21 protein-coding genes and 1 pseudogene are annotated in these 22,531 nt (G+C 71.2%); 3 read left to right on the plus strand and 19 right to left on the minus strand.

Annotation, left to right across the window (positions count from 1 at the left end; genetic code table 11):
* The 5 genes from rhaS to ACWDRB_RS14645 form a co-directional block, all read right to left on the minus strand.
* Positions 1-1,086, minus strand: a complete 1,086-nt coding sequence (gene rhaS / locus ACWDRB_RS14625; protein ID WP_449893971.1) for a rhamnose ABC transporter substrate-binding protein — start codon at positions 1,084-1,086, stop codon at positions 1-3.
* Entirely contained in the window at positions 1,083-2,066 is a 984-nt protein-coding gene (locus ACWDRB_RS14630) for an ABC transporter permease (RefSeq protein ID WP_449893973.1), read from the minus strand. The genes rhaS and ACWDRB_RS14630 overlap by 4 nt, the downstream gene beginning before the upstream one ends.
* A complete protein-coding gene (locus tag ACWDRB_RS14635; protein ID WP_449893975.1) occupies positions 2,056-3,183 on the minus strand; it encodes an ABC transporter permease in 1,128 nt (375 codons plus the stop codon). Before ACWDRB_RS14635 ends, ACWDRB_RS14630 begins: the two co-directional genes overlap by 11 nt.
* A 22-nt stretch (positions 3,184-3,205) precedes the next feature.
* On the minus strand, positions 3,206-4,702 hold the full coding sequence (locus tag ACWDRB_RS14640) for a sugar ABC transporter ATP-binding protein (RefSeq protein WP_449893977.1): 1,497 nt from the start codon (positions 4,700-4,702) through the stop codon (positions 3,206-3,208).
* A gap of 152 nt (positions 4,703-4,854) precedes the next feature.
* Positions 4,855-5,796 carry an AraC family transcriptional regulator gene (locus tag ACWDRB_RS14645; RefSeq protein ID WP_355190822.1) on the minus strand — a complete coding sequence of 314 codons (942 nt, stop codon included), beginning with the start codon at positions 5,794-5,796 and terminating at the stop codon, positions 4,855-4,857.
* An 88-nt stretch (positions 5,797-5,884) separates the two neighbouring features.
* Here ACWDRB_RS14645 and ACWDRB_RS14650 point away from each other — a divergent pair, with 88 nt between their 5' ends.
* A complete protein-coding gene (locus ACWDRB_RS14650) occupies positions 5,885-7,549 on the plus strand; it encodes a zinc-binding dehydrogenase (RefSeq protein WP_449893979.1) in 1,665 nt (554 codons plus the stop codon).
* Here ACWDRB_RS14650 and ACWDRB_RS14655 read toward each other — a convergent pair.
* The 3 genes from ACWDRB_RS14655 to ACWDRB_RS14665 are packed head-to-tail and all read right to left on the minus strand — an operon-like array spanning position 7,530 to position 11,341.
* Positions 7,530-9,497, minus strand: a complete 1,968-nt coding sequence (locus ACWDRB_RS14655) for an acetoacetate--CoA ligase (RefSeq protein ID WP_449893981.1) — start codon at positions 9,495-9,497, stop codon at positions 7,530-7,532. The two genes, ACWDRB_RS14650 and ACWDRB_RS14655, sit on opposite strands and share 20 nt — an antisense overlap.
* A gap of 57 nt (positions 9,498-9,554) precedes the next feature.
* Positions 9,555-10,412, minus strand: a complete 858-nt coding sequence (locus tag ACWDRB_RS14660) for a serine hydrolase (RefSeq protein ID WP_350728431.1) — start codon at positions 10,410-10,412, stop codon at positions 9,555-9,557.
* Positions 10,409-11,341 (minus strand): LysR family transcriptional regulator, encoded by a 933-nt coding sequence (locus ACWDRB_RS14665; RefSeq protein ID WP_355190818.1) that lies wholly within the window; start codon positions 11,339-11,341, stop codon positions 10,409-10,411. Before ACWDRB_RS14665 ends, ACWDRB_RS14660 begins: the two co-directional genes overlap by 4 nt.
* An 87-nt stretch (positions 11,342-11,428) precedes the next feature.
* Here ACWDRB_RS14665 and ACWDRB_RS14670 point away from each other — a divergent pair, with 87 nt between their 5' ends.
* On the plus strand, positions 11,429-13,003 hold the full coding sequence (locus ACWDRB_RS14670) for a penicillin-binding transpeptidase domain-containing protein (RefSeq protein ID WP_449893984.1): 1,575 nt from the start codon (positions 11,429-11,431) through the stop codon (positions 13,001-13,003).
* A gap of 2 nt (positions 13,004-13,005) precedes the next feature.
* On the opposite strand, the gene ACWDRB_RS14675 is transcribed toward ACWDRB_RS14670, so the two are convergent.
* From ACWDRB_RS14675 to ACWDRB_RS14695, 5 genes are all read right to left on the minus strand, one after another.
* Positions 13,006-13,710 (minus strand): HAD family hydrolase, encoded by a 705-nt coding sequence (locus ACWDRB_RS14675; protein WP_350728428.1) that lies wholly within the window; start codon positions 13,708-13,710, stop codon positions 13,006-13,008.
* 133 nt (positions 13,711-13,843) lie between these two features.
* Positions 13,844-14,470, minus strand: a complete 627-nt coding sequence (locus tag ACWDRB_RS14680; RefSeq protein ID WP_397368255.1) for an HAD family hydrolase — start codon at positions 14,468-14,470, stop codon at positions 13,844-13,846.
* A 93-nt stretch (positions 14,471-14,563) separates the two neighbouring features.
* Complete coding sequence (locus ACWDRB_RS14685) at positions 14,564-15,010, minus strand: DUF2690 domain-containing protein (RefSeq protein WP_449893987.1); 447 nt, start codon at positions 15,008-15,010, stop codon at positions 14,564-14,566.
* Between the two features lie 99 nt (positions 15,011-15,109).
* The gene (locus tag ACWDRB_RS14690; protein WP_449893989.1) at positions 15,110-15,619 is read right to left on the minus strand and encodes a DUF6912 family protein; all 510 of its coding nucleotides are present in this window, start codon (positions 15,617-15,619) and stop codon (positions 15,110-15,112) included.
* A 101-nt stretch (positions 15,620-15,720) separates the two neighbouring features.
* A complete protein-coding gene (locus ACWDRB_RS14695) occupies positions 15,721-16,395 on the minus strand; it encodes an HAD family hydrolase (RefSeq protein WP_449893991.1) in 675 nt (224 codons plus the stop codon).
* Positions 16,396-16,486: 91 nt separating this feature from the next.
* On the opposite strand from ACWDRB_RS14695, the gene ACWDRB_RS14700 reads away from it, so the two are divergent.
* Positions 16,487-17,281: a F0F1 ATP synthase subunit A gene (locus tag ACWDRB_RS14700; protein ID WP_363962498.1), complete on the plus strand. Its 795-nt coding sequence runs from the start codon at positions 16,487-16,489 to the stop codon at positions 17,279-17,281.
* Here ACWDRB_RS14700 and nagZ read toward each other — a convergent pair whose 3' ends face one another.
* From nagZ to ACWDRB_RS14730, 6 genes and pseudogenes are all read right to left on the minus strand, one after another.
* On the minus strand, positions 17,282-18,607 hold the full coding sequence (gene nagZ, locus ACWDRB_RS14705; RefSeq protein WP_449893993.1) for a beta-N-acetylhexosaminidase: 1,326 nt from the start codon (positions 18,605-18,607) through the stop codon (positions 17,282-17,284). It abuts the gene before it with no gap.
* 72 nt (positions 18,608-18,679) lie between these two features.
* On the minus strand, positions 18,680-20,347 hold the full coding sequence (gene ptsP, locus ACWDRB_RS14710; RefSeq protein ID WP_449893995.1) for a phosphoenolpyruvate--protein phosphotransferase: 1,668 nt from the start codon (positions 20,345-20,347) through the stop codon (positions 18,680-18,682).
* Positions 20,344-20,604 (minus strand): HPr family phosphocarrier protein, encoded by a 261-nt coding sequence (locus tag ACWDRB_RS14715; RefSeq protein ID WP_192790234.1) that lies wholly within the window; start codon positions 20,602-20,604, stop codon positions 20,344-20,346. Before ACWDRB_RS14715 ends, ptsP begins: the two co-directional genes overlap by 4 nt.
* 94 nt (positions 20,605-20,698) lie before the next feature.
* On the minus strand, positions 20,699-21,145 hold the full coding sequence (locus tag ACWDRB_RS14720; RefSeq protein WP_350728420.1) for a PTS sugar transporter subunit IIA: 447 nt from the start codon (positions 21,143-21,145) through the stop codon (positions 20,699-20,701).
* A gap of 10 nt (positions 21,146-21,155) precedes the next feature.
* A pseudogene (locus ACWDRB_RS14725) lies at positions 21,156-21,395 on the minus strand (glucose PTS transporter subunit EIIB); the annotation flags it as partial.
* A 32-nt stretch (positions 21,396-21,427) separates the two neighbouring features.
* Positions 21,428-22,462 carry an SIS domain-containing protein gene (locus tag ACWDRB_RS14730; RefSeq protein WP_449893999.1) on the minus strand — a complete coding sequence of 345 codons (1,035 nt, stop codon included), beginning with the start codon at positions 22,460-22,462 and terminating at the stop codon, positions 21,428-21,430.
* Positions 22,463-22,531: the final 69 nt, after the last annotated feature.

Below are 22,531 nucleotides of genomic sequence, written 5' to 3' on the forward strand. Positions count from 1 at the left end.
TCAGAAGTCGAACTTGTCGATGTTGTCCTTGTTGAACACGGTCGGCTTGCCCAGCAGCACCTCGCCCTTGGCCCCGATCGTGTACTCACCGAGCTTGCCGGCCTTGAACTTCTCCCCTTCGGCCCCGGTGATCTGCCCGGACGCCAGCGCCGCCGCCGCGTACGAGGCCAGGTAGCCGAGGTCGGCCGGGTTCCACAGCTCGAACGCCTCGATGGTGCCGTCCTTGACGAACTTCCTGAGCTGGTTGGGGGTGCCGAGCCCGGTCAGCTTGACCTTGCCCTTGGACGGCGAGTCCGACAGGTAGCGGGCCGCCGCGGCGATGCCCACGGTCGTGGGCGAGATGATGCCCGCCAGGTCCGGGTACGAGCGCAGCAGCCCCTGCGTCTCGGTGAACGACTTCTGGTCGTCGTCGTTGCCGTAGGCGACCTTGACCAGCTCCATGTCCTTGTACTCGGGCTTCTTGAGCTCGTCCTTCATGAAGTCGATCCAGGTGTTCTGGTTCGTCGCGTTGGGGGTGGCGGAGAGCACGGCGATCTTGCCCTTGTGCCCGAGCTGCTCGGCCAGCAGCTGCACCTCGGTCCGGCCCAGGTCCTCGGGGCTGGCCTGGTTGACGAACACGTCGCGGCCCTCGGGGGCGGTGTCGGAGTCGTAGCTGACGACCTTCACCCCGGCGGCCCTGGCCTGCTTGAGCGCGGGCACGACGGCGTTGGGGTCGTTCGCGGAGATGACGATGGCGTCCTGCTTCTGCTGCATCAGCGTGTTGATGTAGGAGACCTGCGAGGACGCGCTGGCGTCGGACGGCCCGACCTCCTTGCCCTCGCCGCCGAACTCCTTGGCGGCCGCGATCCCGCCGCCGTCGGCGATCGTGAAGTACGGGTTGTTGACCTGCTTGGGCAGGAACGCGATCTTCAGTCCCTGCTTGAGCGGGGCATTGGGATCCACGGCCGGGGCCGAGGACGCGGCGGCCGTGGCGGAGGCGGAGGACTGTTGTGCCACGTCGCTCTTGGTGGTGCCGCCGCAGGCGGCCGTCAGCAGGACGAGTCCGGCGAGGAGCGCCGTCGGCCGCCAAGGGGTGCGCGTTGTCATGAAACGGACTTCCCTTCCACTTGTGGTGAGGTGCGCCGCCGCCATACCGCCCCCAGGTTCGGCGCCAGCACGGATGCGACGAGCAGCAGGCCCGTCACGAAGTTCAGGACCTCGTTGGCCACGTCGGCGAGGATGAGCGCGTTGCGCACGACGCCGAGCAGCAGCACCGCCATGAGGACTCCGGGCAGCGTGCCGCGCCCGCCGAAGATCGACACGCCGCCGAGCAGCACGGCGGCCACCACGGCCAGTTCGAGCCCGACGCCGTTGTCCGCCCTGGCGCTGGCGTAGCGGAACGTGTAGACGAGGGAGGCCAGCGACGCCATCACCCCGGAGGCCACGAACAGCCAGAACTTGATCCGCTTGACCCGGACGCCCGCGAAGTAGGCGGCCTCCACGTTCGAGCCGAGCGCGACGATGGAGCGGCCCAGCCCGGTCGCGTGCAGCAGCGTGGCCGCCACCACCGCCAGCACCCCGACCAGCACGGACGCCAGCGGGATCGGGCCGACGGACGCGGTGGCCAGGCTCGTGTACGCGGGCGGCAGGTCGGCCACCGCCTGGTCGCCCAGCATGACGTACGCCAGGCCGCGGAACAGCGCGAACGTCCCGATGGTGACCGCCAGCGAGGGCAGGCCGAGGCGGGTGACGAGCAGCCCGTTGAACGCGCCGCACAGGGCGCCCACCAACAGGCAGATGGGCATGATCGCCTCGATCGGCAGACCCGCGTTCCACAACTGGCCGAGCACCGCGCACGACAGGCCCAGCGTGGAGGACACCGACAGGTCGATCTCGGCCGCCACGATGACCAGCGTCATGGTCAGGGCCATGAGGGCGATCTCGGTGGTGTCGAGGAGCAGGAAGGAGACGTTGGACCCGTTCGCGAACCCGTCCACGCCGAGCGAGGCCCAGACGGTCACGCCGACGAGCAGCACAAGGATGAGCCCCTCCCACCGGCGCGCCATCCGAGCGAGATCAGCTGCCATCGGCGGTCCTCCCAGGAGCGGGATCGGCGGGATCCACAGGATCGGCGGGGTCTGAGCGGTCGGCGAGGTCGTCCGGTTCGGCGGGGTCGTGGAATCTGCGGCGGCGCAGGGCCGCGGCGACCCGGAGCGCGAGCACGCGGTCGAGGACGATGGCGGCCAGCAGCAGGGCGCCGTTGATGGCGGTCTGGGCGAGCGCGTCCACCCGGAGCACGGCCAGCGCGCTGGTGATGCCGGTCAGCAGGAGTGCCCCGAGCGCCGCCCCGTACACCGTGCCGCTGCCGCCGAAGATGGCCACCCCGCCCACCACGACGGCGGCGATCACGTCGAGCTCCTTGCCGGTCGCCACGGTGGCGTCCACGGTGCCGAAGCGGGCCGCCCACATGACCCCGGCCAGCCCCGCCAGCGCCCCGTTGGCCACGAACGCCGCGACGATCCTGCGCCGCACCCGGATCCCGGCCAGCACCGCCGCCTCGGGGTTGGAGCCGATGGCGTACAGCTCGCGGCCGGCGCGCAGGTTGCCCAGCATCCACCCGACCGCCAGCAGCACGACCAGGGCGACCAGCGCGAGCAGCGGCACGCCGAGCACCGAGCGCGTCCCCAGGGACAGGAAGCCGTCGGGCATGTCGGCCGCGTTCACCTGGCGTCCGCCGGCCCAGGCGAAGTCGATGCCGCGGAAGGCGTACAGGGTGCCGAGGGTGGCCACCAGCGCGGGCACCTTGGCCGCCCCGACGAGCAGCCCGTTGACCGCCCCGCACAGGGCGCCGAGCACCACGCAGCCCGCGATCACGACCGGGATCGGCACACCCGGGTGGTCGGCCAGGATCAGCGCGCCCCCGAACGCCGACAGCCCCACCACGGAGCTGACGGACAGGTCCACGTTCCTGGTGATGACCACGAGCGTCTGGCCGACGGCGAGCATGGCGACGATGGCGGAGTTCAGCAGGATGTCGCGCAGGCTGGCGTAGGTGAGGAAGGACGGGTTGACGGCGCCGGTGACGCCGAAGAGGAGGCCCAGCGCGACCACGATGCCGAGCTCGCGCACCCGCGCGACGCGGTCCACGAGCCGCCGCCCGCCGTTGCGGCGCACGGCCTCGGTCCTGGTGGCGGTGGCGGTCACGCGCGGCTCCTTCCGGTGGCGGTCACGCCGGGCTCCTTCCGGTGGCGGCGGCCATCACGCTCTCCTCGGTGGCGTCCGCGCGCGGGATCTCCGCGGCCAGCCGCCCCTCGTGCATGACCAGCACCCTGTCGGCCATCCCCAGCACCTCGGGCAGCTCGGACGAGATCATCAGCACCGCCACCCCGCTCCCGGCCAGCTCCGACAGCAGCCGGTGCACCTCGGCCTTGGTGGCCACGTCGATCCCCCGGGTCGGCTCGTCCACGATGAGCACCGACGGTCGGCGCGCCAGCCACTTGGCCAGTACGACCTTCTGCTGGTTGCCGCCGGACAGCACGTTCACGGCGTCCGTCAGCCGCGCGAACTTCAGCCGCAGCCGCACCGCCCAGTCCCTGGCCCGCTCCCGCTCGGCCGCCCGGGAGACCAACGGCCCCCGGCGCACGTCGGCCAGGCCGGCGAGCCCGATGTTGCGCTCGATGGACAGGTCCATGACGAGCCCCTGCTGCCGCCGGTCCTCGGGCACGAGGGCCAGCCCCGCCGCCATGGCCGCCGTGGGGCTGGCGGGCCGCAGCCGCCTGCCGTCCACCTCGACGCTCCCCGCGTCCCACCGGTCGATGCCGAACACGGCCCTGGCCACCTCGCTGCGCCCGGCCCCGACGAGCCCGGCCAGCGCGACGATCTCGCCCCGCCGCACCTCGAAGGAGACGTCGGTGAAGACGCCCTCGCGGGTGAGCCGGCGCACCTTGAGCGCGACCTCGCCGGCCTCCGTCTCCTGCTTGGGGAACAGGGCCTCCAGCTCCCTGCCGACCATGCGGCGTACCAGGTCGTCAGGGGTGATGTCGGCGACCAGGTCCTCGGCCACGTACGCGCCGTCACGCAGGGTGGTGACCCGCCGGCACAGCTCGAAGATCTCCTCCAGCCGGTGCGAGATGAACAGCAGCGCGCAGCCCTGCGCGCGCAGCGTCCGGGCCACGCCGAACAGCCGGGCGACCTCCGTGCCCGACAGGGCGGCGGTGGGCTCGTCCATGACGAGCACCCGCGCCTGCCGCGACAGCGCCTTGGCGATCTCCACGAGCTGCTGGTCGGCGATCGACAGGCCGCGGGCCGGCTGGTCGGGGTCGAGGGGCACGCCGAGCCGCTCGAACAGCTCGGCGGCCCCGGCGCGCATGGCCCGCCGGTCGATGCCGAGGCGGCCGCGGGGCTGGCGGCCCATGAAGATGTTCTCCATGACCGACAGGTCGGGAAAAAGGGTCGGCTCCTGGTAGATGACGGCGACCCCGGCCCGCTGCGCGTCCGCGGGCCCGCCGAACTCCACCGGCTCGCCGTCCAGCAGGATCCGGCCCGAGTCCGGCCGGTGCACGCCGGACAGGATTTTCACGATCGTCGACTTGCCCGTGCCGTTCTCCCCCGCGAGCGCGTGCACCTCGCCGGGGAAGAGCTCAAGAGAGACCTCGCGTACGGCGCGCACCGCACCGAACGCCTTGCTGACCTGGGAAAGGGATAGAACGGGAGTCTCATTCATTGCCGCACTCCCGGCAAAATCGTTTTAAGCGGTGGGAGGACGGTAAATCAGCGAGTGGCGAAGCGTCAATGCCTGGCTATTACAAGATTTCCAAGCACCCGAAGTCGTTCGGAAATTGTTACGTTTTAACCTATTTGCGCAAGGGCAAGAAGTCAGGCCGGGCAGATCTCGCGGCGATATCTGCCGGGCGCCACGCCGTACTCCCGTTTGAAGGCGTTGGCGAAGGCGAACTCCGAGGTGTAGCCGACCTTGGCGGCGATCTGGCCCAGCGGGGCGTCCGACGCGCGCATGAGGTGGGCCGCCGTGGCCAGCCGCCACCAGGTGAGGTACGCCAGCGGCGGCCGGCCGATCAGCTCGCCGAAGCGGCGCGAGAAGGCCGACCTCGACAGCCCCGCCCGCGCGCCCAGCTCCTGGACCGTCCACGGGTGGGCGGGATCCCGGTGGACGGCGTCCAGCGCGGCGCTGATGCCGGGATCCGCGAGCGCCTGCGCCCACCCGCCGACCGAGCACTGGCCGTGCTCCCCCTCGAACCAGGCCCGCAGGATGTAGAGCAGCAGCAGGTCCAGGAGGGACGACACCACCGTGTCCGCGCCCAGCCGCGGGCGCTGGATCTCGGCGCCCAGGGCCTCGACGGCGGCGCGCAGCTCGGTGTGGAGGCCGACGCCGGCCGGGAGGTGGATCAGGTCGGGCAGATCGCGCAGGATCGGGTGGGCCCGGCCCGGATCGAGGCGGTAGCCGCCGCACAGCAGCACCGTCGCCACGGGCCCGTCAACGAGCCCATCGACGGTGGCGGAGGCGAACAGGCCGGGACCGTCGTCCAGCGGGTCGCAGTCGGGCTCGGCGAGCGGGGTGGACGGCGAGTCCGCCATGGCGTAGCCGTGGCCGTGGGGGAAGAAGACCACGTCACCCACCGACAGCGCGATCGGATCGCCGTCCGGCCGGATCAACCAGCCCGACCCCCGCAGGACGACCTGGAACCCGGCGGAGCCGGGAACCGTCGGGAACCGCTGGCCCCAGGGGGCACGCCATTCGACGCGGGCCGATCGGGGGCTGCCGGTGCGCATGAGGGCGATCACATCGCTGAGCACGTCCACGGAGGAAGCTTACGGGAGGACGATCGCGTATGAAATCCGGCTCGATGACGCATTGGTTGTCTCGCGGACGGCCCATACGGTGGCCTGCATGAGAACAGTGTTGGTGACGGGCGCGACCGGCACGGTCGGCAGGCTGGTGGCGGCGCGGTTGACGGAGGCGGGGGCCGAGGTCAGGCCCTTCGGCCGGGCCCAGGGCGACCTGGCGGACCCCGGGTCGCTGCCGCTCGACGGGGTGGAGTCGGTGTTCCTGCTGTGGCCGTTCGCCACGGCGGAAGGGGCACGGGCGGTGATCGACGCGATCGCGCGCCGGGCGCGGCGGGTGGTCTACCTCTCCTCCGCCGCGGTACGCGACCACGAGCGCGAGGTCGAGCGGCTGATCGAGAAGTCGGGCCTGGAGTGGACGGTGCTGCGCCCACACGCCTTCGCGGCCAACGCGCTGCGGTGGGCGGCGCAGGTGAGGGCGGGGGTGGTGCGCGGCTCATACGGCCTCGCCGCCATGCCCATGCTGGACGAGCGGGACCTCGCGGCGGTGGCGGCACGGGCGCTGCTGGAGGAGGGACACCATGGCGCCGTCCACGACCTGACCGGCCCGGAGTCGATCACCCAGGCCGACCAGGTCCGCATCATCTCCCAGATCACGAAATTTCCGGCGCGCTGGGAGGAGGTCCCGCCCGACCGGACCCGTACGGAGCTCCTGGCCACGGGCTGGCCCCCGCAGGCGGTGGACGGCGTGCTCCAGGCCCAGGCGGACCTCGTCCGCCACCCGGCCCCCGTCACGCCGGCGGTCGAGGGGGTCACGAAGACCGCACCCCGCACGTTCGGCGCCTGGGTGGCCGACCACGCCGAGGAGTTCCGCGTTCCCGGCGAACCGCCCGAGACCATGCGTGCCGCCCGCATTCACGAATACGGGGACGAGATCCGCTTCGACCGGATCCCGACGCCGCGCCCGGGCCCGGGACAGGTCCTTCTCGAAGTGGCCGCCACCTCCTTCAACCCGTCGGAGGTCGGCCTGCGCGCGGGCCTGCTGCGCGAGGTGCTCCCGGTGAGCCTGCCGTACACGCTCGGCGCGGACGTCTCGGGCACGGTCGTCGCGCTCGGCGAGGGCGTGACGGGCCTGGCCCCGGGTGACCGCGTGTTCGGCCTGGTGGACGGCGCCGCCGCCGGATACGCGGCCGTGCCCGCGAGCGTCCTGGCCAGAGCGCCGCGGAGCATCCCGCTCGCCCACGCGGCCGCCGTCCCGGTGGCCGGGCTCACGGCCTGGCAGGCGATCCACGAGCACGCCCGCGTCGCCCGTGGCGAGCGGGTGCTGATCAACGGGGCGGGCGGCGGGGTCGGCATGTTCGCCGTCCAGCTCGCCAAGCTCGCGGGCGCGACCGTGTTCGCCACGGCGAGCCCGCGCAGCACGGCCGCGGTCGAGCGGTACGGCGCCGACGAGGTGATCGACTACACGACCACGCCGCTCCCCGGCGGCATGGACGTCGTGCTGAACCTGGCCGCGCTCCCCCAGGAGGACGCCGCCGCCCTGGCCGGACTCGGGCGCAGGACGATCACGATCGCCACCCCGATCGAGGGCGGCACCCACTTCGTGGCCCGCAACGACCCGGCTCAGCTCGCCGAGCTGGCCGAGCTCGTCGACCGGGGCGAGCTCACGGTCGAAGTGGCCGAGTATCGCCCCCTGACCGAGCTGGAGGAGGTCCACCGCGCGGCCGGGCAGGGCCGGACGCGCGGCAAGATCATTCTGCTGCCGGACTGAAGTGGCGCAGCACCTCGGGGTTGGCCATGGCGTCGGGATTGGCCGCCTGCTCGACGGGCGTGCCCAGCAGGATCTTGCGTACGGGCACCTCCAGCTTCTTGCCGGAGAGCGTACGGGGGATGCCGGGGACGGCGTGGATCTCGTTGGGCACGTGGCGGGGTGACAGCTCCTTGCGCAGGGCGTCGCAGAGGGTCCGCTGGAGCGACTCGGTCAGCGTCGCGCCCTCGGCGAGCGTCACGTACAGCAGCAGCCGCCCCTCCTGCCCGAGCTGCCCGGTGTCGATCACGAGGCTGTCGGCGATCTCGTCGAACCGCTCGACGACCCGGTAGAACTCGCTGGTGCCCATCCGGACGCCGCCTCGGTTGAGGGTCGAGTCGGAGCGGCCGTAGATCACGCTGCTCCCGTCCTCGTTGATCTTGATCCAGTCGCCGTGCCGCCACACCCCGGGGTAGACGTCGAAGTAGCTCTCGAAGTAGCGCCGGCCGTCGGGGTCGTTCCAGAACATCACCGGCATCGACGGCATGGGCGCGGTCAGCACGAGTTCGCCCACCTCGCCGACGACCGGCTTGCCCGCGGGGTCGTACGACTCGACCTTCGCCCCCAGCGACCGGCACGGGATGATGCCCGCCCTGATCGGGTGGAGCATGGTCGCCCCGACGAACCCCGTGCACACGTCCGTGCCCCCGGAGAACGACCCCAGCGGGACCCCGGGCAGCTCCGAGGCCACCCACGAGAACCCCTCCGGCGGCAGCGGCGACCCGGTCGAGCCGACGCCGCGCAGCCGCTCCAGCCCCTGGGGGTGGATCCCGGCCTTCAGCGAGGCCATGATGTACGGTGCCCCGACCCCGAAGTAGGTCACCTTCTCGGAGTCGGCGATCCGCCACAGCGCGGCCGGCGACGGGTAGGTGGCCGCGCCGTCGTACAGCACCGGCGTGGCCCCCACCAGCAGGGCGCCGATGAGGTAGTTCCACATCATCCAGCCCGTGGTGGTGTACCAGAAGAACACATCGCCTTCGCCGATGTCCTGCTGGAAGGTGAGGGACTTGAGATGCTCCAGCACCACGCCGCCGTGCCCGTGCACGATCGGCTTGGGCAGCCCGGTCGTGCCGCTGGAGTAGAGGATCCACAGCGGGTGGCCGAACGGCACCCGCTCGAACTCCAGCGGCCCCTCCTCGGCCCGCAGCCCCTCCCAGCCGATCACCTCGCCGTGCGGCACCTCCCGGGTGTGCGCCTCGGCGGGCCCGGCCTGCTGGGGCGCGCTGCCCTCGTCGAGCGCCGCCAGGTAGGGGATCCACACGGTCGCGCGCAGCGTGGGGAGCTGGGCGGCGATCTCGTTGACGGCGTCGGAGCGGTCGTAGGTCTTGCCGTTGTAGTGGTAGCCGTCGACCGCGATGAGCACCTTGGGCTCGATCTGCTTGAACCTGTCGACGATGCTCGGCACCCCGAAGTCGGGCGAGCCGGCCGACCAGATCGCGCCCAGGGAGGCGGTCGCCAGGAAGGCGATCAGGGCCTGCGGGATGCTCGGCAGGTAGGCGGCCACCCGGTCGCCGCGCCGCACGCCGAGGCGGGCCAGCCCCGCCCGGACGCGGGCGACCTCCTCGCGCAGCTCGTCCCAGGTCAGCTCCTGGCGGGCGCCGTCCTCGGACACGAACACCACGGCGGTGCCCTCGGTGCGGCGCAGCGCGTTCTCGGCGTAGTTGAGCGTGCTCCCCTCGAACCACGTGACGTCCGGCATCGTCCCGGACAGCACCGGCCCGTCGCCCCGGTCGCCGACCACGTCGAAGTAGTCCCAGATCGACGTCCAGAACTCGCCCGGGTGCTCGACGGACCACCGCCACACGTCCTCATAGGGTCCCGGCCGTCCCAGCCACTCCAGGTAGCGGGTCAGCCCGGCCTTCGCGACGACCTCTTCGCTCGGCTCCCAGAGAAGCTCGCCCTCAGCAACCATGTGCCCATCCTGTCGCCCGTCGGGGGGAAAGTCATACCCGGACCCCCACATAACTTGCTATCTCCGTAGGTGGTCCACCGCCATACGCGCCGCCGTGCCGATCACCGCGTCGGCGCGCGGCTGGTTGAGCGCGGTGCTGAACGAACGCGTGCACACGGCCACGGCGTAGCGCCGGCCGTCCGGGTACTCGACGACCCCCGACTCGCTGCGCAGCGTGGGCAGCGTGCCGGTCTTGCCGCTGACCGCGACGTCGTCGTACGGGAAGCCGGAGGCCAGCCGGTGCGGCCACACCTGCATGTTGAGCACGCCGCGCATCCAGGCGCACGACTCCTGCGAGGCCGCCTCGTCCCGCCAGATCATCCCGAACAGCGCGGCCAGCTCGCGCGGGGTGGACCGGTTCGCCCGCGCAGGGTCGAGTACGCTCAGCCGCGCGATGTCCTCCGGATCCACGAACGGCCACGCGTGCCCGGCGTCGACGGCCATGCTGCCGAGGAGTTCCCGGGCGCTCTGCGTCACCCGCGTCCCGTCGAGCCCGAACCCGGCCAGCATGGTGTTGATCGCCTCGCACCCGACCCGGCCCAGCAGCACGTCGGCCGAGGTGTTGTCGCTCACCGCGATCATCAGGTACGCCAGGTCGCGCAGCGAGATCGTCACGTCGTCGAGCATCGCCGAGAGCCCCGTCGGCCCCGAGACCCTGTCCTCGGCCGTCACGGTCACGCGTTCGGAGAGGTCCAGGAGCCCGGCGTCGGCCTGCCCGCAGAGCGCCACCAGCAGCGGCACCTTGAACATCGACGCCGTGGGCACCGGCTCGTCCGGCCCGTGCCCCACCTCGCGCCCCGAGTCGATGTCGGCCGCGTACAACCAGCCCCGCACCCCCGCCGCACGGAACAGCGCCTCGAAGTCGGGCGTGCTCATGCGAGCATCCCCGGCCTGCGGCTGATCCGCCGCACGGACACCGCGCCCTCGTCCGTCATCCCGGCGCTCTCCTTCAGCGTGCGTACGGCGACGGCCGAGAAGTCGTCGACCAGTTCGTCGATCGGGGCGGCCACCGCCTGGCGCCAGGCGGTGGAGACCCGGCACGTGATCGGCGAGCCTAGCAGCGGCCGCCAGACCAGCCCCGGGAGCTCCACCTTCGGCCCGAACGCCACCGCCGCGCCCGCCAGCACCAGCCCGAGCCCGGCGCCCTCGTGCACCTGTACGGGGACGTAGCCGTGGCGGCGGCACTCCGAGAGCATCTCCGCGTACAGCCCCGGCTCGCCCTCCTGGGGCGGCATCAGCAGCTCCCGCCCCGCCAGGTCGGCCAGGTGCACCTCGCCGACGCCGGTGAGCGGGTCGCCCTCGGCCAGCAGCACACCTTGCGGCTGCGCCAGCACCTGGCCGAACCGCAGGCCGGGCGCGGCGACCGGATGGCGGACGAGGCCGACGTCGATCGTCCCCTCGGCCAGCGCCGTCACCTGGTCGGCGGTCCAGATCTCGGCGGGCGCGAGGCGTACCGCGGGATTGGTCTCGCGGAAGCCCGCGACCAGGGCGGCGATGGCGGCGGCGGCCAGGTCGGGCGGGAGGCCGACCTTGAGCACCGTGCCCTCGCCCTGCCTGGCCAGCTCGTGCAGCCGGTCCACCCGGGCCACGATCTCGCGGGCCTCGCCCAGGAGCAGCCGGCCCGCCTCGGTGAGCCGCACCTGGCGGGCCGAGCGGTCGAACAGCCGCACGCCGAGCTCCTCCTCCAGGCGCTTGATGCGCTGGCTGAGCGGCGGCTGCGCCATGCCGAGCCGGATGGCGGCGTTGCCGAAGTGGAGTTCCTCCGCGACGACGGTGAAGTAGCGAAGGTGTCGGACGAGGTCCACGACCAGCCACTATATCCAGATTTATATCTGTAAGGCGCTCATATCAGTATTGGACACCCTTGCCGTCCCTCTGGTGTCCTCTGCCTCATGGCACCACAAAGGGGGATAAAGCGTCGCTGGCCGTGGATCCTTTCGGGGCTCCTGATCCCGGTCGTCGCGGCGGGAGTCGTCGTATGGGCGCTCCGCACGGAGGGCTCGCCGAAGGAGACGGCCGACAAGTATCTGGCGGCGTGGTCGGCCCAGGACTACGCGGGGATGCGCGCCCTGGTGGCGGACCCGCCCGCCGACTTCGAGACCTGGCACCGCCGCTTCCGCACCGACCTCAAGCTCACAGACGCGCGGTTCTACGTCCCCACGGCGTCGGGCGTCTTCGCTTCCTACGGAGACGACATCGGCTTCCAGGCCAAACTGACCGGCCAGGAGGACTGGGACTACGACGGCCAGATCAAGCTCGTCGAACGCGACCGCGCCTGGAAGGTGGCCTGGACGCCGGCGACCATCCACCCGCTGCTCAAGAAGGGGCGCTCGCTGCGGGTGATCTCCCAGCAGGGCGACCCGCTGCGGGTCCTGGCCGCCGACGGCACCGCGATCAACACGCCGTCCGCGCCCGGCTCGGTGCAGCAACTCGTGGAGGGCATCAGGCAGACGTTCCCCGACCGCTTCGAGAAGCCCGCCCGCTCCCGGATCGACCTGTACGAGGGGGACAAACCCATCCAGACGGTCGTCCGCGCCAGTGGATACCGCCCGCTCCAGACCACCATCGACCTGAAGGTCCACAGCGCCGGAGCCAAGGCCCTGGAGGACGTGTCGGAACCGGCGTCCCTGGTGGCGCTGCGCGCCTCGACCGGCGAGATCCTCGCGGTGGTGAACAAGCCGGGGGGCTTCAACCGGGCCCTGCTCGGCAAGTATCCGCCCGGCTCGACGTTCAAGGTGGTGACGGCCTCCGCGCTGGTCGCGGACGGGGTCGAGCCGTCCCGCCAGGTCACCTGCCCCGCCGAGAAGAACATCGGCGGCTTCCCGTTCCACAACGCCGACTTCGAGGACTTCGGCACGCTGTCGTTCCAGGACGCGTTCGCGCATTCGTGCAACACGACGTTCGGGGAGATGAGCGTGGGCCGGCTGAACGGCGGCCGGCTGGCGCAGGTCGCCCGCAGCTTCGGCTTCGGGACCCCGATCACCCCCGGCGTGCCCGCGGTCCGCGCCGAGTTCCCGGACACGAAGGACGACACGGACCTCGCCTCCGCCGCCATCGGCCAGGGCCGCGTCCTGGCCAGCCCGCTCAACATGGCCTCGGTCGCGGCCGCCATCGCCTCCGGCGCCTGGATCTCCCCGACCCTCGTCAAGGAGGAACTGATCCCGGACGCCCAGCCCACCAACCCCCGGCCGCTGGAGGACGGCGTGGTGGCGGCCCTGCGCAAGCTGATGCCGGCCGTGGTGACGGACGGCACCGCCCACGCCGTCCAGTTCCCCGAGGGCACGGCCGGTAAGACGGGCACCGCGGAGTTCGGGTCCGGCAAGGAGCCGCCGACCCACTCGTGGTTCATCGGCTACCGCGGCGACCTGGCCTTCGCGGTCATCGCCGAGGGCGCGGGCACCGGCGCCGGCGTCGCCGCCCCGGCCGCCGCCCGATTCCTCGACAACCTCGGCAGCGCCGGCACGTGATGCTACGCGGTGCGGCCGACCGGCGAGGTGAGGCCCGCCACGGCGGCGACGACCTCGGAGGCGTTGGAGAGGTCGGGCAGCACCACGTCGGCCCCCGCCTCGCGCAGCTCGGCCGCCATGGACCGGCCCGAGGCGACCCCGATCATCGCCGCGCCGCCGATCTTGGCGGCCTGGACGTCCCGCGTGGAGTCCCCGATCACCACGGTGTTCGCCGCGGTGAACGGCGTGCCCAGGCGCTCCTTGGCCCGGGACTGCGCCACCTGCAGCAGCGTCGCCTTGGGGTAGACCTCCTCGCCGTACCCGCCCAGCGTGAAGTCGATGTGCTTGTCCAGCCCGAACGCCTTGAGCTTGTGCACGGCGTTGCTCCTGATGGTCCCGGTCAGCACCGTCTGGATCACGCCGTCGAGCCTGGACACCGACTTCAGCGCGTCCTTGGCCCCCGGCAGGGCCCGCCCCTCCTTGGCCAGCCGCCCGCGCCGGTCGGCGAAGGCCACGGCCAGCGCCGACAGGAACTTGGGCAGATGATCGTCCTCGGCCAGGATGCCGTTGACGGCGAGCGTCTCGAAGACGATCTCGGAGTCCGGGCGCCCCAGCGGGGGCACGAGTTTGACCAGCGGTCGCCCGGTGACGACGCGGAACGCCTCCGCGTAGGCGTCTCTGGTCACGATGGCGACGTCGACCAGCGTGAGGTCGATGTTCCACAGCACAAGGCGGTTGATGGCAGCCTCCTGGGGGGGTGACCCTGCATAGGGTACGGCGGGCGCCGCCGTTCGTGTTCACATACGGTACGGCCGGCGCGATACGCGGGGCCGACGCCTTGGCGATTCGGGCATGAAGGTTTTACGCGAAATTCAGCGCGTCCGACAGCGTGTCGACCACGGGAAAGCCGATGCTCGCCAGCTCGGCGCGGGTCGTCATCCCGCCCGTGTACAGCACCGCCCTGGCCCCCACGTGCCGCGCGGCGAGCCCGTCGTCCACGCTGTCGCCGATCACCAGGACCTCGGCGGGATCGATCCCGAGGGCCGTGATGTGTGCCGTCATGTGCGCGGCCTTCTCGCCGCCTGTGGTGCCCAGCAGCCCGTCGACGCGGGTGAAGTGCCGGGTGATGCCGAACGAGTCGACCTTGGGCACGAGGTGCGCGTGCGGCGCCATCGAGCAGAGCGACTGGGTGCCCGTCCAGTTCGCGAGGACCAGCTCCGCGTCGGCGGCCAGCGCGCAGGCGTCGCTCAGCCGGAAGTAGTGCTCGTGGAACCCGTCGTCGAGCAGCTCCCACTCCCCCTCGGTCAGGGGGCGGCCGAGCATGCGCTCGTAGGCGACCCAGATGGGCCGGGTGTAGACCGCGCGGAATCCGTCGGCGGTCATCTCAGGAAGCTCGTACGGCTTGAAGACCTCGTTGGTGGCCCCCACCACGGCGTCGATGTCGTGGAAGAGCGTGCCGTTCCAATCCCAGATGATGTGCTTTGTCATGTTGCGACAAGCTTAGACGGCACGTGTGACGTTTCGATGAACGCCCAGAACAGGGGCCGCGACCATCCGGCCACGGCCCCTGAGGGGAGAGAGTTAGCCGCAGGCCTTCGCGGTGGCGCCGACGCCGTTCTGACCCCCACGGCCGCCGTTCCACTGGATCGAGGCACTGCCCCAGGCGCACATGTTGTTGGCCCAGATCATGTTGCCCCAGTGCCGGCCCTTGTTGCCCGCCTTGAAGCGGAACTGGTCGTAGCGGCCGTCGGCGGCGTAGACGCTGATGGTGCCCGTCGCGGACGAGGCCGTCCGGATCTCGACCCAGTTGGTCTTGCACTTGCCGGACCACCAGAGCTTGATCGTCCCGACGTTGCCGTCGAGGCGGCTCTTGATGTTGCCGGTCTTGACCACCTTGGCCGAGTTCCAGCATCCCGACTTGGCCGGGTCCTTGTGGTCGCCCGGCTTGGCCTGGGCGTGCGCGGGCGCGCCCGCCAGGAGGACCGCCGCGACGGCTCCCAGGACAGTAGCGGCAACTCGAAGCTTCACTTGGACCGACTCCTTGCGTAAACAACACTTGCTAGATCGCGACACTAGCGAGGCCCGGCTCCAAACGGTCAAGGAAGTGTGATCGATGTAACGTCGTTGTTATGATCGCAGAAGGTCGGAAATCTCCTGCGTGGCATACCACATGAGCTCGTGCGCCTCGGCCCCGTCCACGGTGAATCTCGCGTCGTCGTCGCCCTCGTCCGAGGCCGGCAGCGCGGCGACGGCGGCCTCGATGTCGGTGATCGCCTCGTGGTCGTCGATGTGCACCGCGGCCACCTTGGCCAGCGGGATCGGGTCGGTGAGGCGTACTCTCGCCCGTTCCTCCAGATCGACTCCGGCGGTGACCGAGCGCTCCGGCACCTCGGCGGCGACCACCACGCGCCGGAACGCGGTCTCGGCGCCGTCGGCGCGGTCGGCGGCCAGCATCCGCAGCGACGCGCGGGCCGCCTCGGTGAGTGCCACGTATTCGAGCTCCTCGGTGTCACCCGAGGCGTACCACTCGGTCAGCGCGGGGGTCACCGCGTAGCCGGTCAGCGGGGCCGGACCCAGCTCTCCCGCCTCGACCGCATGGGCCAGTGCCGGGAGAGTGCACGGCAGATAGACGCGCATGACGAACCTTTCGTGCTTTCTTTCTGGCCGAGCTCAGCTCGGCGTGCCGAGATGGAGGTCCGCACTCGGCGGCGGCCACATCTCAGCGTGCAAGGGCTCTATCATGCCCGTCGCAGCGTGAGACGGAGGAGAGACTCGAGTTCCTCGATGGTCGAGTTGGCATCTTTGTGATGGATGCCGGCGATGCCGAGCGCGCGGGCGGCCAGGATGTTGGCCTCGATGTCGTCGATGAACACGCACTCCTCGCAGGCCAGGCCGATCAGCTCGACCGCGTGGTGGTAGATGCGCGGCTCGGGCTTGCGCATGCCGACCTCGCCGGAGATCACGACCGCGTCGAAGAGCTCGTCCCAGTCGGCGCGGGGATACTCATTTGACCAAGAGTTAGATACCAAACACGTTTTGACACCATTTTCCCGTACGTCGCGGAGCATGTCGTACATTGCGTCAACGCGTTCGAATCCCGCGAACATCCGCTCCAGCAGCCCTTCGGCCACGGGCGGCACCCCGTCGACGGTCAGCAGCCGGGCGGCGAGGTCGCGCTCGAAGGCGGAGCCGTCGATCTCGCCCCTTTCCAGCGCGTGGACGACGCTTTCGCCGACACCGTCGCCGTAAGCGTGGTCGACCACCTTCCGCATCACGTGGCGGTAGTGGTCGCCGTCGATCCTGTCCGCCGCGATCCAGCGCGCGATGGAGTCGGAAAGGCTGGTCGTCAGCACTCCGCCCCAGTCGATGAGCACACCCGTAAGCACCGTTCCAGAATAGAACGTCACCGGCACTTATAAACCGTTAAAACCCTATAAAAAGGTCGCCCGATATATCCGGTTAAGGTGTGCTTCCAGCGATAGTCGCTACCCAGAAAGGACCGCCGTGCGGACGACGATCCTGATCACCTCCCCTGACCGATGGACCGCCCCGGGACTGGAACTCTTCGAGTTCGCGCCGATCTTTCCCGGCGGCCCGGAATGGCTCACCAAACCGGTCCTCATCGCCCTGCTCAGCTCGGTCATCGCCATCGCCCTGTGCTGGGCCGCGTTCGCCAAGCCGAAGATCATCCCACGCGGCTGGCAGAGCATCGGCGAGTACGCGTACCTGTTCGTACGCGACCAGATCGCGCGGCCCAGCCTCGGCGCCGACTCCGACCGATGGATGGGCTTCCTCCTCACGACCTTCCTGACCGTGCTCATCTGGAACCTGATGGGCATCGTCCCGCTCATCCAGTTCCCCGTCGCCGCGCACATCGCCTTCCCCCTGGTGCTGGCGCTCATCGTGTACGGCATCAAGGTCTACCTCGGCGTCCGGCACCACGGCGTGCGCGGCTACCTGAGGGGCATCGTGCACCTCCCGGGCCTGCCCGGCTGGGCGTACGGCCTCTATGCCCCGCTGATCCTGGCCGAGGTGTTCATCACGTCGCTGTTCACCCACTTCGTACGGCTGTTCGCGAACATGTTCGCCGGCCACATCCTCGTGGCCTTCTTCAGCTCGGTGGGCTTCTGGTTCCTGTTCGAGCGGCTCACCCCGCTGGGCGCGGGGCTCGGCGTCCTCGGCGTGCTGATGACGATCGTGATGACCGCGTTCGAGATGTTCATCCAGTTCTTGCAGGCGTTCCTGTTCGCCATGCTGGCCGGGATGTTCATCGCCAGCGGCCTGCGCGGCGCGCACTAGCTAGCGCGTGACCCGGGCGGCCAGCTTGCGGTGCGCCGCGGAGCGCAGCACGCCGGCCGCCCTCTCCGCGTCGGCGGCGGGGGCCTCGGTCAGGTAGCCCTTGGCCTGCTTGAGCGTGAGCAGCCTGGTGACGGACTGGTCGAGCCGCTCCTTGGAGATCCGGCCCGACCTCACCGCCGCCACCACCGCCTGGTAGGCCTTCGGCAGGTCGTTCGGCATGAGCAGCAGGTCGGCCCCGGCCAGCACGGCCCGCACCGCGATCTCCCCGTCGTTGTACTTCTTGCGCACGCCCTCCATGTTGAGCGCGTCGGTGGAGATCACGCCCTTGAAGCCGAGCTTCTGCCGCAGCAGGCCGGTCAGGATGGGCTTGGACAGCGTGGCCGGGTCGCCCGACGGGTCGAGCTTGGGGAAGACGAGGTGGGCGCTCATCACGGCGTCCACGCCCGCGTCGATCGCCGCCCTGAACGGCGGCGCGTCGATCTTCTCCCACTGCGCCTTCGTGTGCTTGATCACCGGCAGCCCCGTGTGGCTGTCGACGTCGGTGTCGCCGTGGCCGGGGAAGTGCTTGGCGGTGGCGGCCACCTTCGCCTCGCCGAACCCCTTGACCGCCGCCGCGACCATCTTCGCCACCCGCGCCGGGTCGTTGCCGTAGGCCCGGGGGCCGATGACCGGGTTCTTGGGGTTCACGTTCACGTCGGCGACCGGGGCGAAGTCGAGGTTGACGCCGAGCGCGCGCAGCTCCTCACCGGTGGCCCTGGCCACGGCCCGCGCCCGGTCGGGGTCCTTGGTGGCGCCGATCTGGGCGGCTCCGGGGAAGTCGGTCATGAGCGCGGACATCCTGGCCACCAGGCCGTTCTCCTGGTCGGTGCCGATCAGGAGCGGGACGTCCGCGGACGCGCGCTGCAGGCCGTTGGTGAGGCCGACGACCTGGCCGACGCCCTTGATGTTGTGCGGGAAGAGGATCACGCCGCCGAGGTGGTACTTCGCGATCACCTTGGCCGGGGTCTGGGCGCCGTACCTGGCCTGGTTCTCGCCCGACACCGTGTCGGCCGCGGTGCCGTACAGGACGGGCATGAAGAGCTGGCCGACCTTCTCCTCGACGCTCATCTTCGCCAGGACGCGCTCCACGGCGCCCTGCCGCGCCTGCGGCGGGCTCTGCGGCGTCGTCTGCGAGGGCGTCTGTGGGGGCGTCTGTGGGGGCGTGGTCTGCGCGGGCGGTGCGGCCTTGCCTCCTCCGGTCGGGGTCGCACCCGCCGGGCTGCCGCCTGCGCCGCAGGCTGTCAGAGCGATCGCGAGGAGGCCTGCCGTACCGATCCGTCGAAGCATGCCTCCAAAGGTATCCATGAGACAACCCACACCAGACCGTCCCTTTACCAAGACGGCCGAATGTGGACCCGGTTACAGCCCCAACCGGGTGAGCCCGGACAGGTGCACACGGGCCGCCGCACGCGCCTGCGCCGCCGTCGTCTGCGCCCGCGCGGCCTCGGCGGCCCGCTCGCACTGCTCGCGCGTATGCACGGCCAGCACGGCGCGTACGGCGGGCAGCGCCGCGGCGCCCATCGACAGCGAGGAGACCCCGAGCCCGACGAGCACGCAGGCCAGCGCCGGGTCGGCGGCCGACTCGCCGCAGACGCCGCACGGCTTGCCCGCTCTCGCGGCGGCGGCCGCGGTCATGGCGACCAGGTCCAGCAGCGCGGGCAGCCACGGGTCGTGCAGCGCGCTCACGGCGCCGACCTGGCGGTCCGCGGCGTAGGCGTACTGGGCGAGGTCGTTGGTGCCGATCGAGACGAAGTCCACCCGGGTGAGCAGCTCGCGGGCGCGCAGCGCGGCCGACGGGACCTCGACCATGGCGCCCACGTTCGTCAGGCCCCTGGCCCGGCACTCCTGCGCGAACCACGCGGCCTCCTCGGCCGTGGCCACCATCGGCGCCATCACCTGGAGCCGCTCGGAGGCGACGGCCGCGAGCGCGCCGAGCTGCGCCGCCATGACGTCGGGGAATCTCCTGAACCTGCGCAGCCCTCGCTCACCGAGCGCCGGGTTCGGCTCGGCGGGCCCGGGCAGGAACGCCAGCGGCTTGTCCGCGCCCACGTCAAGAGTGCGCACGACCACCTTGCCGCCGGGGAACGCCTCCAGCGCCGCGCGGTAGGCCCGCCGCTGCTCCTCCGTGGACGGCGGCTCGGTCCTGTCGAGGAAGAGGAACTCGGTGCGGTAGAGCCCGATCCCCTCGGCCCCGGCGTTGACGGCGTCGTCGAGGTCCGCGGGGCCGCCGATGTTGGCGAGCAGCGGAACCGGGTGCCCGTCGGCGGTCCTGCCCGGTCCCTTCGCCGCGGCGATCGCCGCCTGCCGCACGGCGTCCGCGCCGACCGCCTCGGCCACGTCGGACTCGGCCGGCTCGACGCGTACGTCTCCCGACGTGCCGTCGGCCATCACCCGGACGCCCGGCGGGATCTCCAGCGCGCCCGGGCAGGCCACGACGGCGGGCACGCCCATCGCCCTGGCCATGATCGCGGTGTGGCTGGTGGGGCCGCCCTCCTGGGTGACGAACGCGGCGACGTCCTCCTTGCGCAGCATCGCCGTGTCGGCGGGCGCGAGGTCCCTGGCGACCAGCACGTACGGCTCCTCGGGCGCGACCGGGAGCCCCTGCATGGCGTGCCCGTAGAGCAGCGCGATCACGCGGTCCCTGATGTCGTCGAGGTCGGCGGCCCGCTCGCCCAGGTAGCCCCCGGACCCGGCCAGTACGTCCCGATATTTCGTGAAAGCTTCAAAAACCGCCCTCGGGGCGGCCAGGCCGCGGTCGATCAACGTTCGCATCTTGACGACCAGCCCGGGATCCTCGGCCATCAGCGCCTGGGCCTTGAGGATCTCCTCGGCCTCGCCGCCCGCCTGGTTCCCCCGGGCCTCCAACTCTCCCGCGACCTGTGTGAGCGCGGCCATCGCGCGCTCCTTCTCCTGATCCGCCTCACCGGTGTAGGTGGCGCCCTCGGGGGGTTCGGGCACGGAGACGGTCAGCACGTACGCGGGGCCGTGCCCGATGCCCGGGCTGACCCCGACCCCCCGCAGGTTCATGGCGCCGCGGCGATCGCGGCCAGCTCGTCGAGGACCTCTTCCGACCCCTCGCCCTCCGCGCTGATCACGACGGTCTCGCCCTGCCTGACGTCCAGGGCCATGATCGCGAGGATGCTCTTGCCGTTGACCTGCTGGCTGCCGTGGGACTTCGTCACCGTGATGTCCATGGGGGCCTTCTTCGCCCGCTGGACGAACGTCGCGGCGGGCCGGGCGTGCAGCCCCACCTCCGCCGCCACGGTGACCTTGCGCTCACCCATTACTCCTCCTTCTGGTGCCGGTCCAGACCAGCCGGACCCTCGTGCGATAGCGCGTGTACATTCTGCCGTCTCGGCGAACACGCTCGTTCCGGAGCTATTCCCATCGGAAGAGCTCGTCCCCCGCGTGAACCGCCCCCTCCGCGACCTCCGTCACGGACCCGGAGAGGGCGTCGAGCGCGACGACCGGGCAGACCGGCGAGCGGCCGCCCGCCTCGACGACCGCCGGGTCCCAGGCCACGACGGGCTGACCGGCGCTCACGCGGTCGCCCTCGGCGGCCAGGAGCTCGAACCCCTGGCCTTTGAGCTGGACCGTGTCGATGCCCAGGTGCACCAGGACGCCTCTGCCGTCGTCTCCGACGATGACGTACGCGTGCGGATGCAGTTTCATGATTTTTCCAGCTATGGGGGCTACGGCCTTGCCCGGCCCGCGCAGCGGGTCGATCGCGGCCCCCGGCCCGACCAGCCCGGCGGAGAACACCGGGTCGGGCACGGCGGCCAACCCCACAGCTGCCCCCTCAACCGGGGCGAGAACAGTCGTCATGGTCTCGCCCTTAGCCGATGATGTCCTCGATGTCGCTGGCGATGGTGTCCGCCTCCGGCCCGACGACGACCTGGACCACGTTCCCCGCGGCCATCACGCCGTGCGCGCCCGCCGCCCTGAGGGCGGCCTGATCGACCTTGGACGCGTCGTGCACCTCCGTGCGCAACCGGGTGATGCAGGGCTCGATCTCGATGATGTTGTCGGCCCCGCCCAAACCGGCGATGATCGCGTTCGCGTCAGCCGCCATCCGGCCCTCCCTAGAGCTCTTGTGACCAGGCTATTTCAGTCGGTCTGGGTGACCTTGTTCAGCCCGCGCGGCGCGTCGGGGTCGATGCCGAGCCTGCGGGCCAGCGCCTCGGTGAGCAGCTGACCGGGCACGATCAACCCCATCGGAGCCACCCATTCGGGCAGGTCGGGGCCGTTCAGCGCGGCGGTGCCCGCCCGTGCGAGCGCGTCGCCGCCACCGATCGTGTACGCCGCCGCGCCCGCGGCCACCACCCGCTCGGCCAGCGCGACCGTACCGGACAGGGTCGGGCTGTTCTCGGCGGCGACCAGCAGGGCGGGCGTGTCGGCGTCGACCACGGCGATGGGGCCGTGCAGCAGGTCAGCGTAGGACAGGCCCATGGCGTGCAGGTAGCAGGCCTCCTTGAGCTTCAGCGCCGTCTCCAGGGCCGTCGAGAACGCCAGCCCGCGCCCGGACACGACCACGCCCGGCTTGTCCAGCAGGCCCTCGACCACGGCCTCCAGGTCGCCCGGCTCGGTGACCAGCTTCTCCACTGCCTCGGGCACCCGCCGCAGGTCCTCTGCGTCCACGTCGGCGCCCAGGCCCAGCGCGAGCACCGCCAGGGCCGCGAGCTGCGTCGTGTACGTCTTGGTCGCGGGAACGGCCTTCTCCTCGCCGGCGACCGTGCACAGGGCCACGTCGGCGGCCTGCGCGAGGGGGCTCTGCTCGCCGCCGTTCGTGATGCCGACGGTCCTGGCCCCGCAGTCCTTGGCCCAGGCCAGCGTCTCGACGATCTCCTCGGTGCGCCCCGACTGCGAGATCGCGACGGCCAGCACCCCGTCCAGGTCCAGCTTGCGCTTGTACGTCGTGGCGATCGAGGGCGCGGCCAGCGCGGCCAGGCGGCCCGCGTGTGATTCGACCAGGTATCGCCCATAAACTGCAGCATTGTCAGAGGTACCGCGCGCGATGAACAGCAGCTGGCGAGTCTGCTCGCCCACTGCTCTCACCTCGTCGACCCTCGGCAGCAGGGAGTCCAGGGTGGCCCGCAGCGCGGCCGGCTGCTCGGCGATCTCGCTGCGCATCTTCGTGGTCATCTCGGGCTCTTTCCTTGATCGACTGCGACGCGGACTTGACCGTCTTTCGCGACATGTGGTCTAGTCCGG

It is taken from the genome of Nonomuraea sp. NPDC003707, from assembly GCF_053587055.1.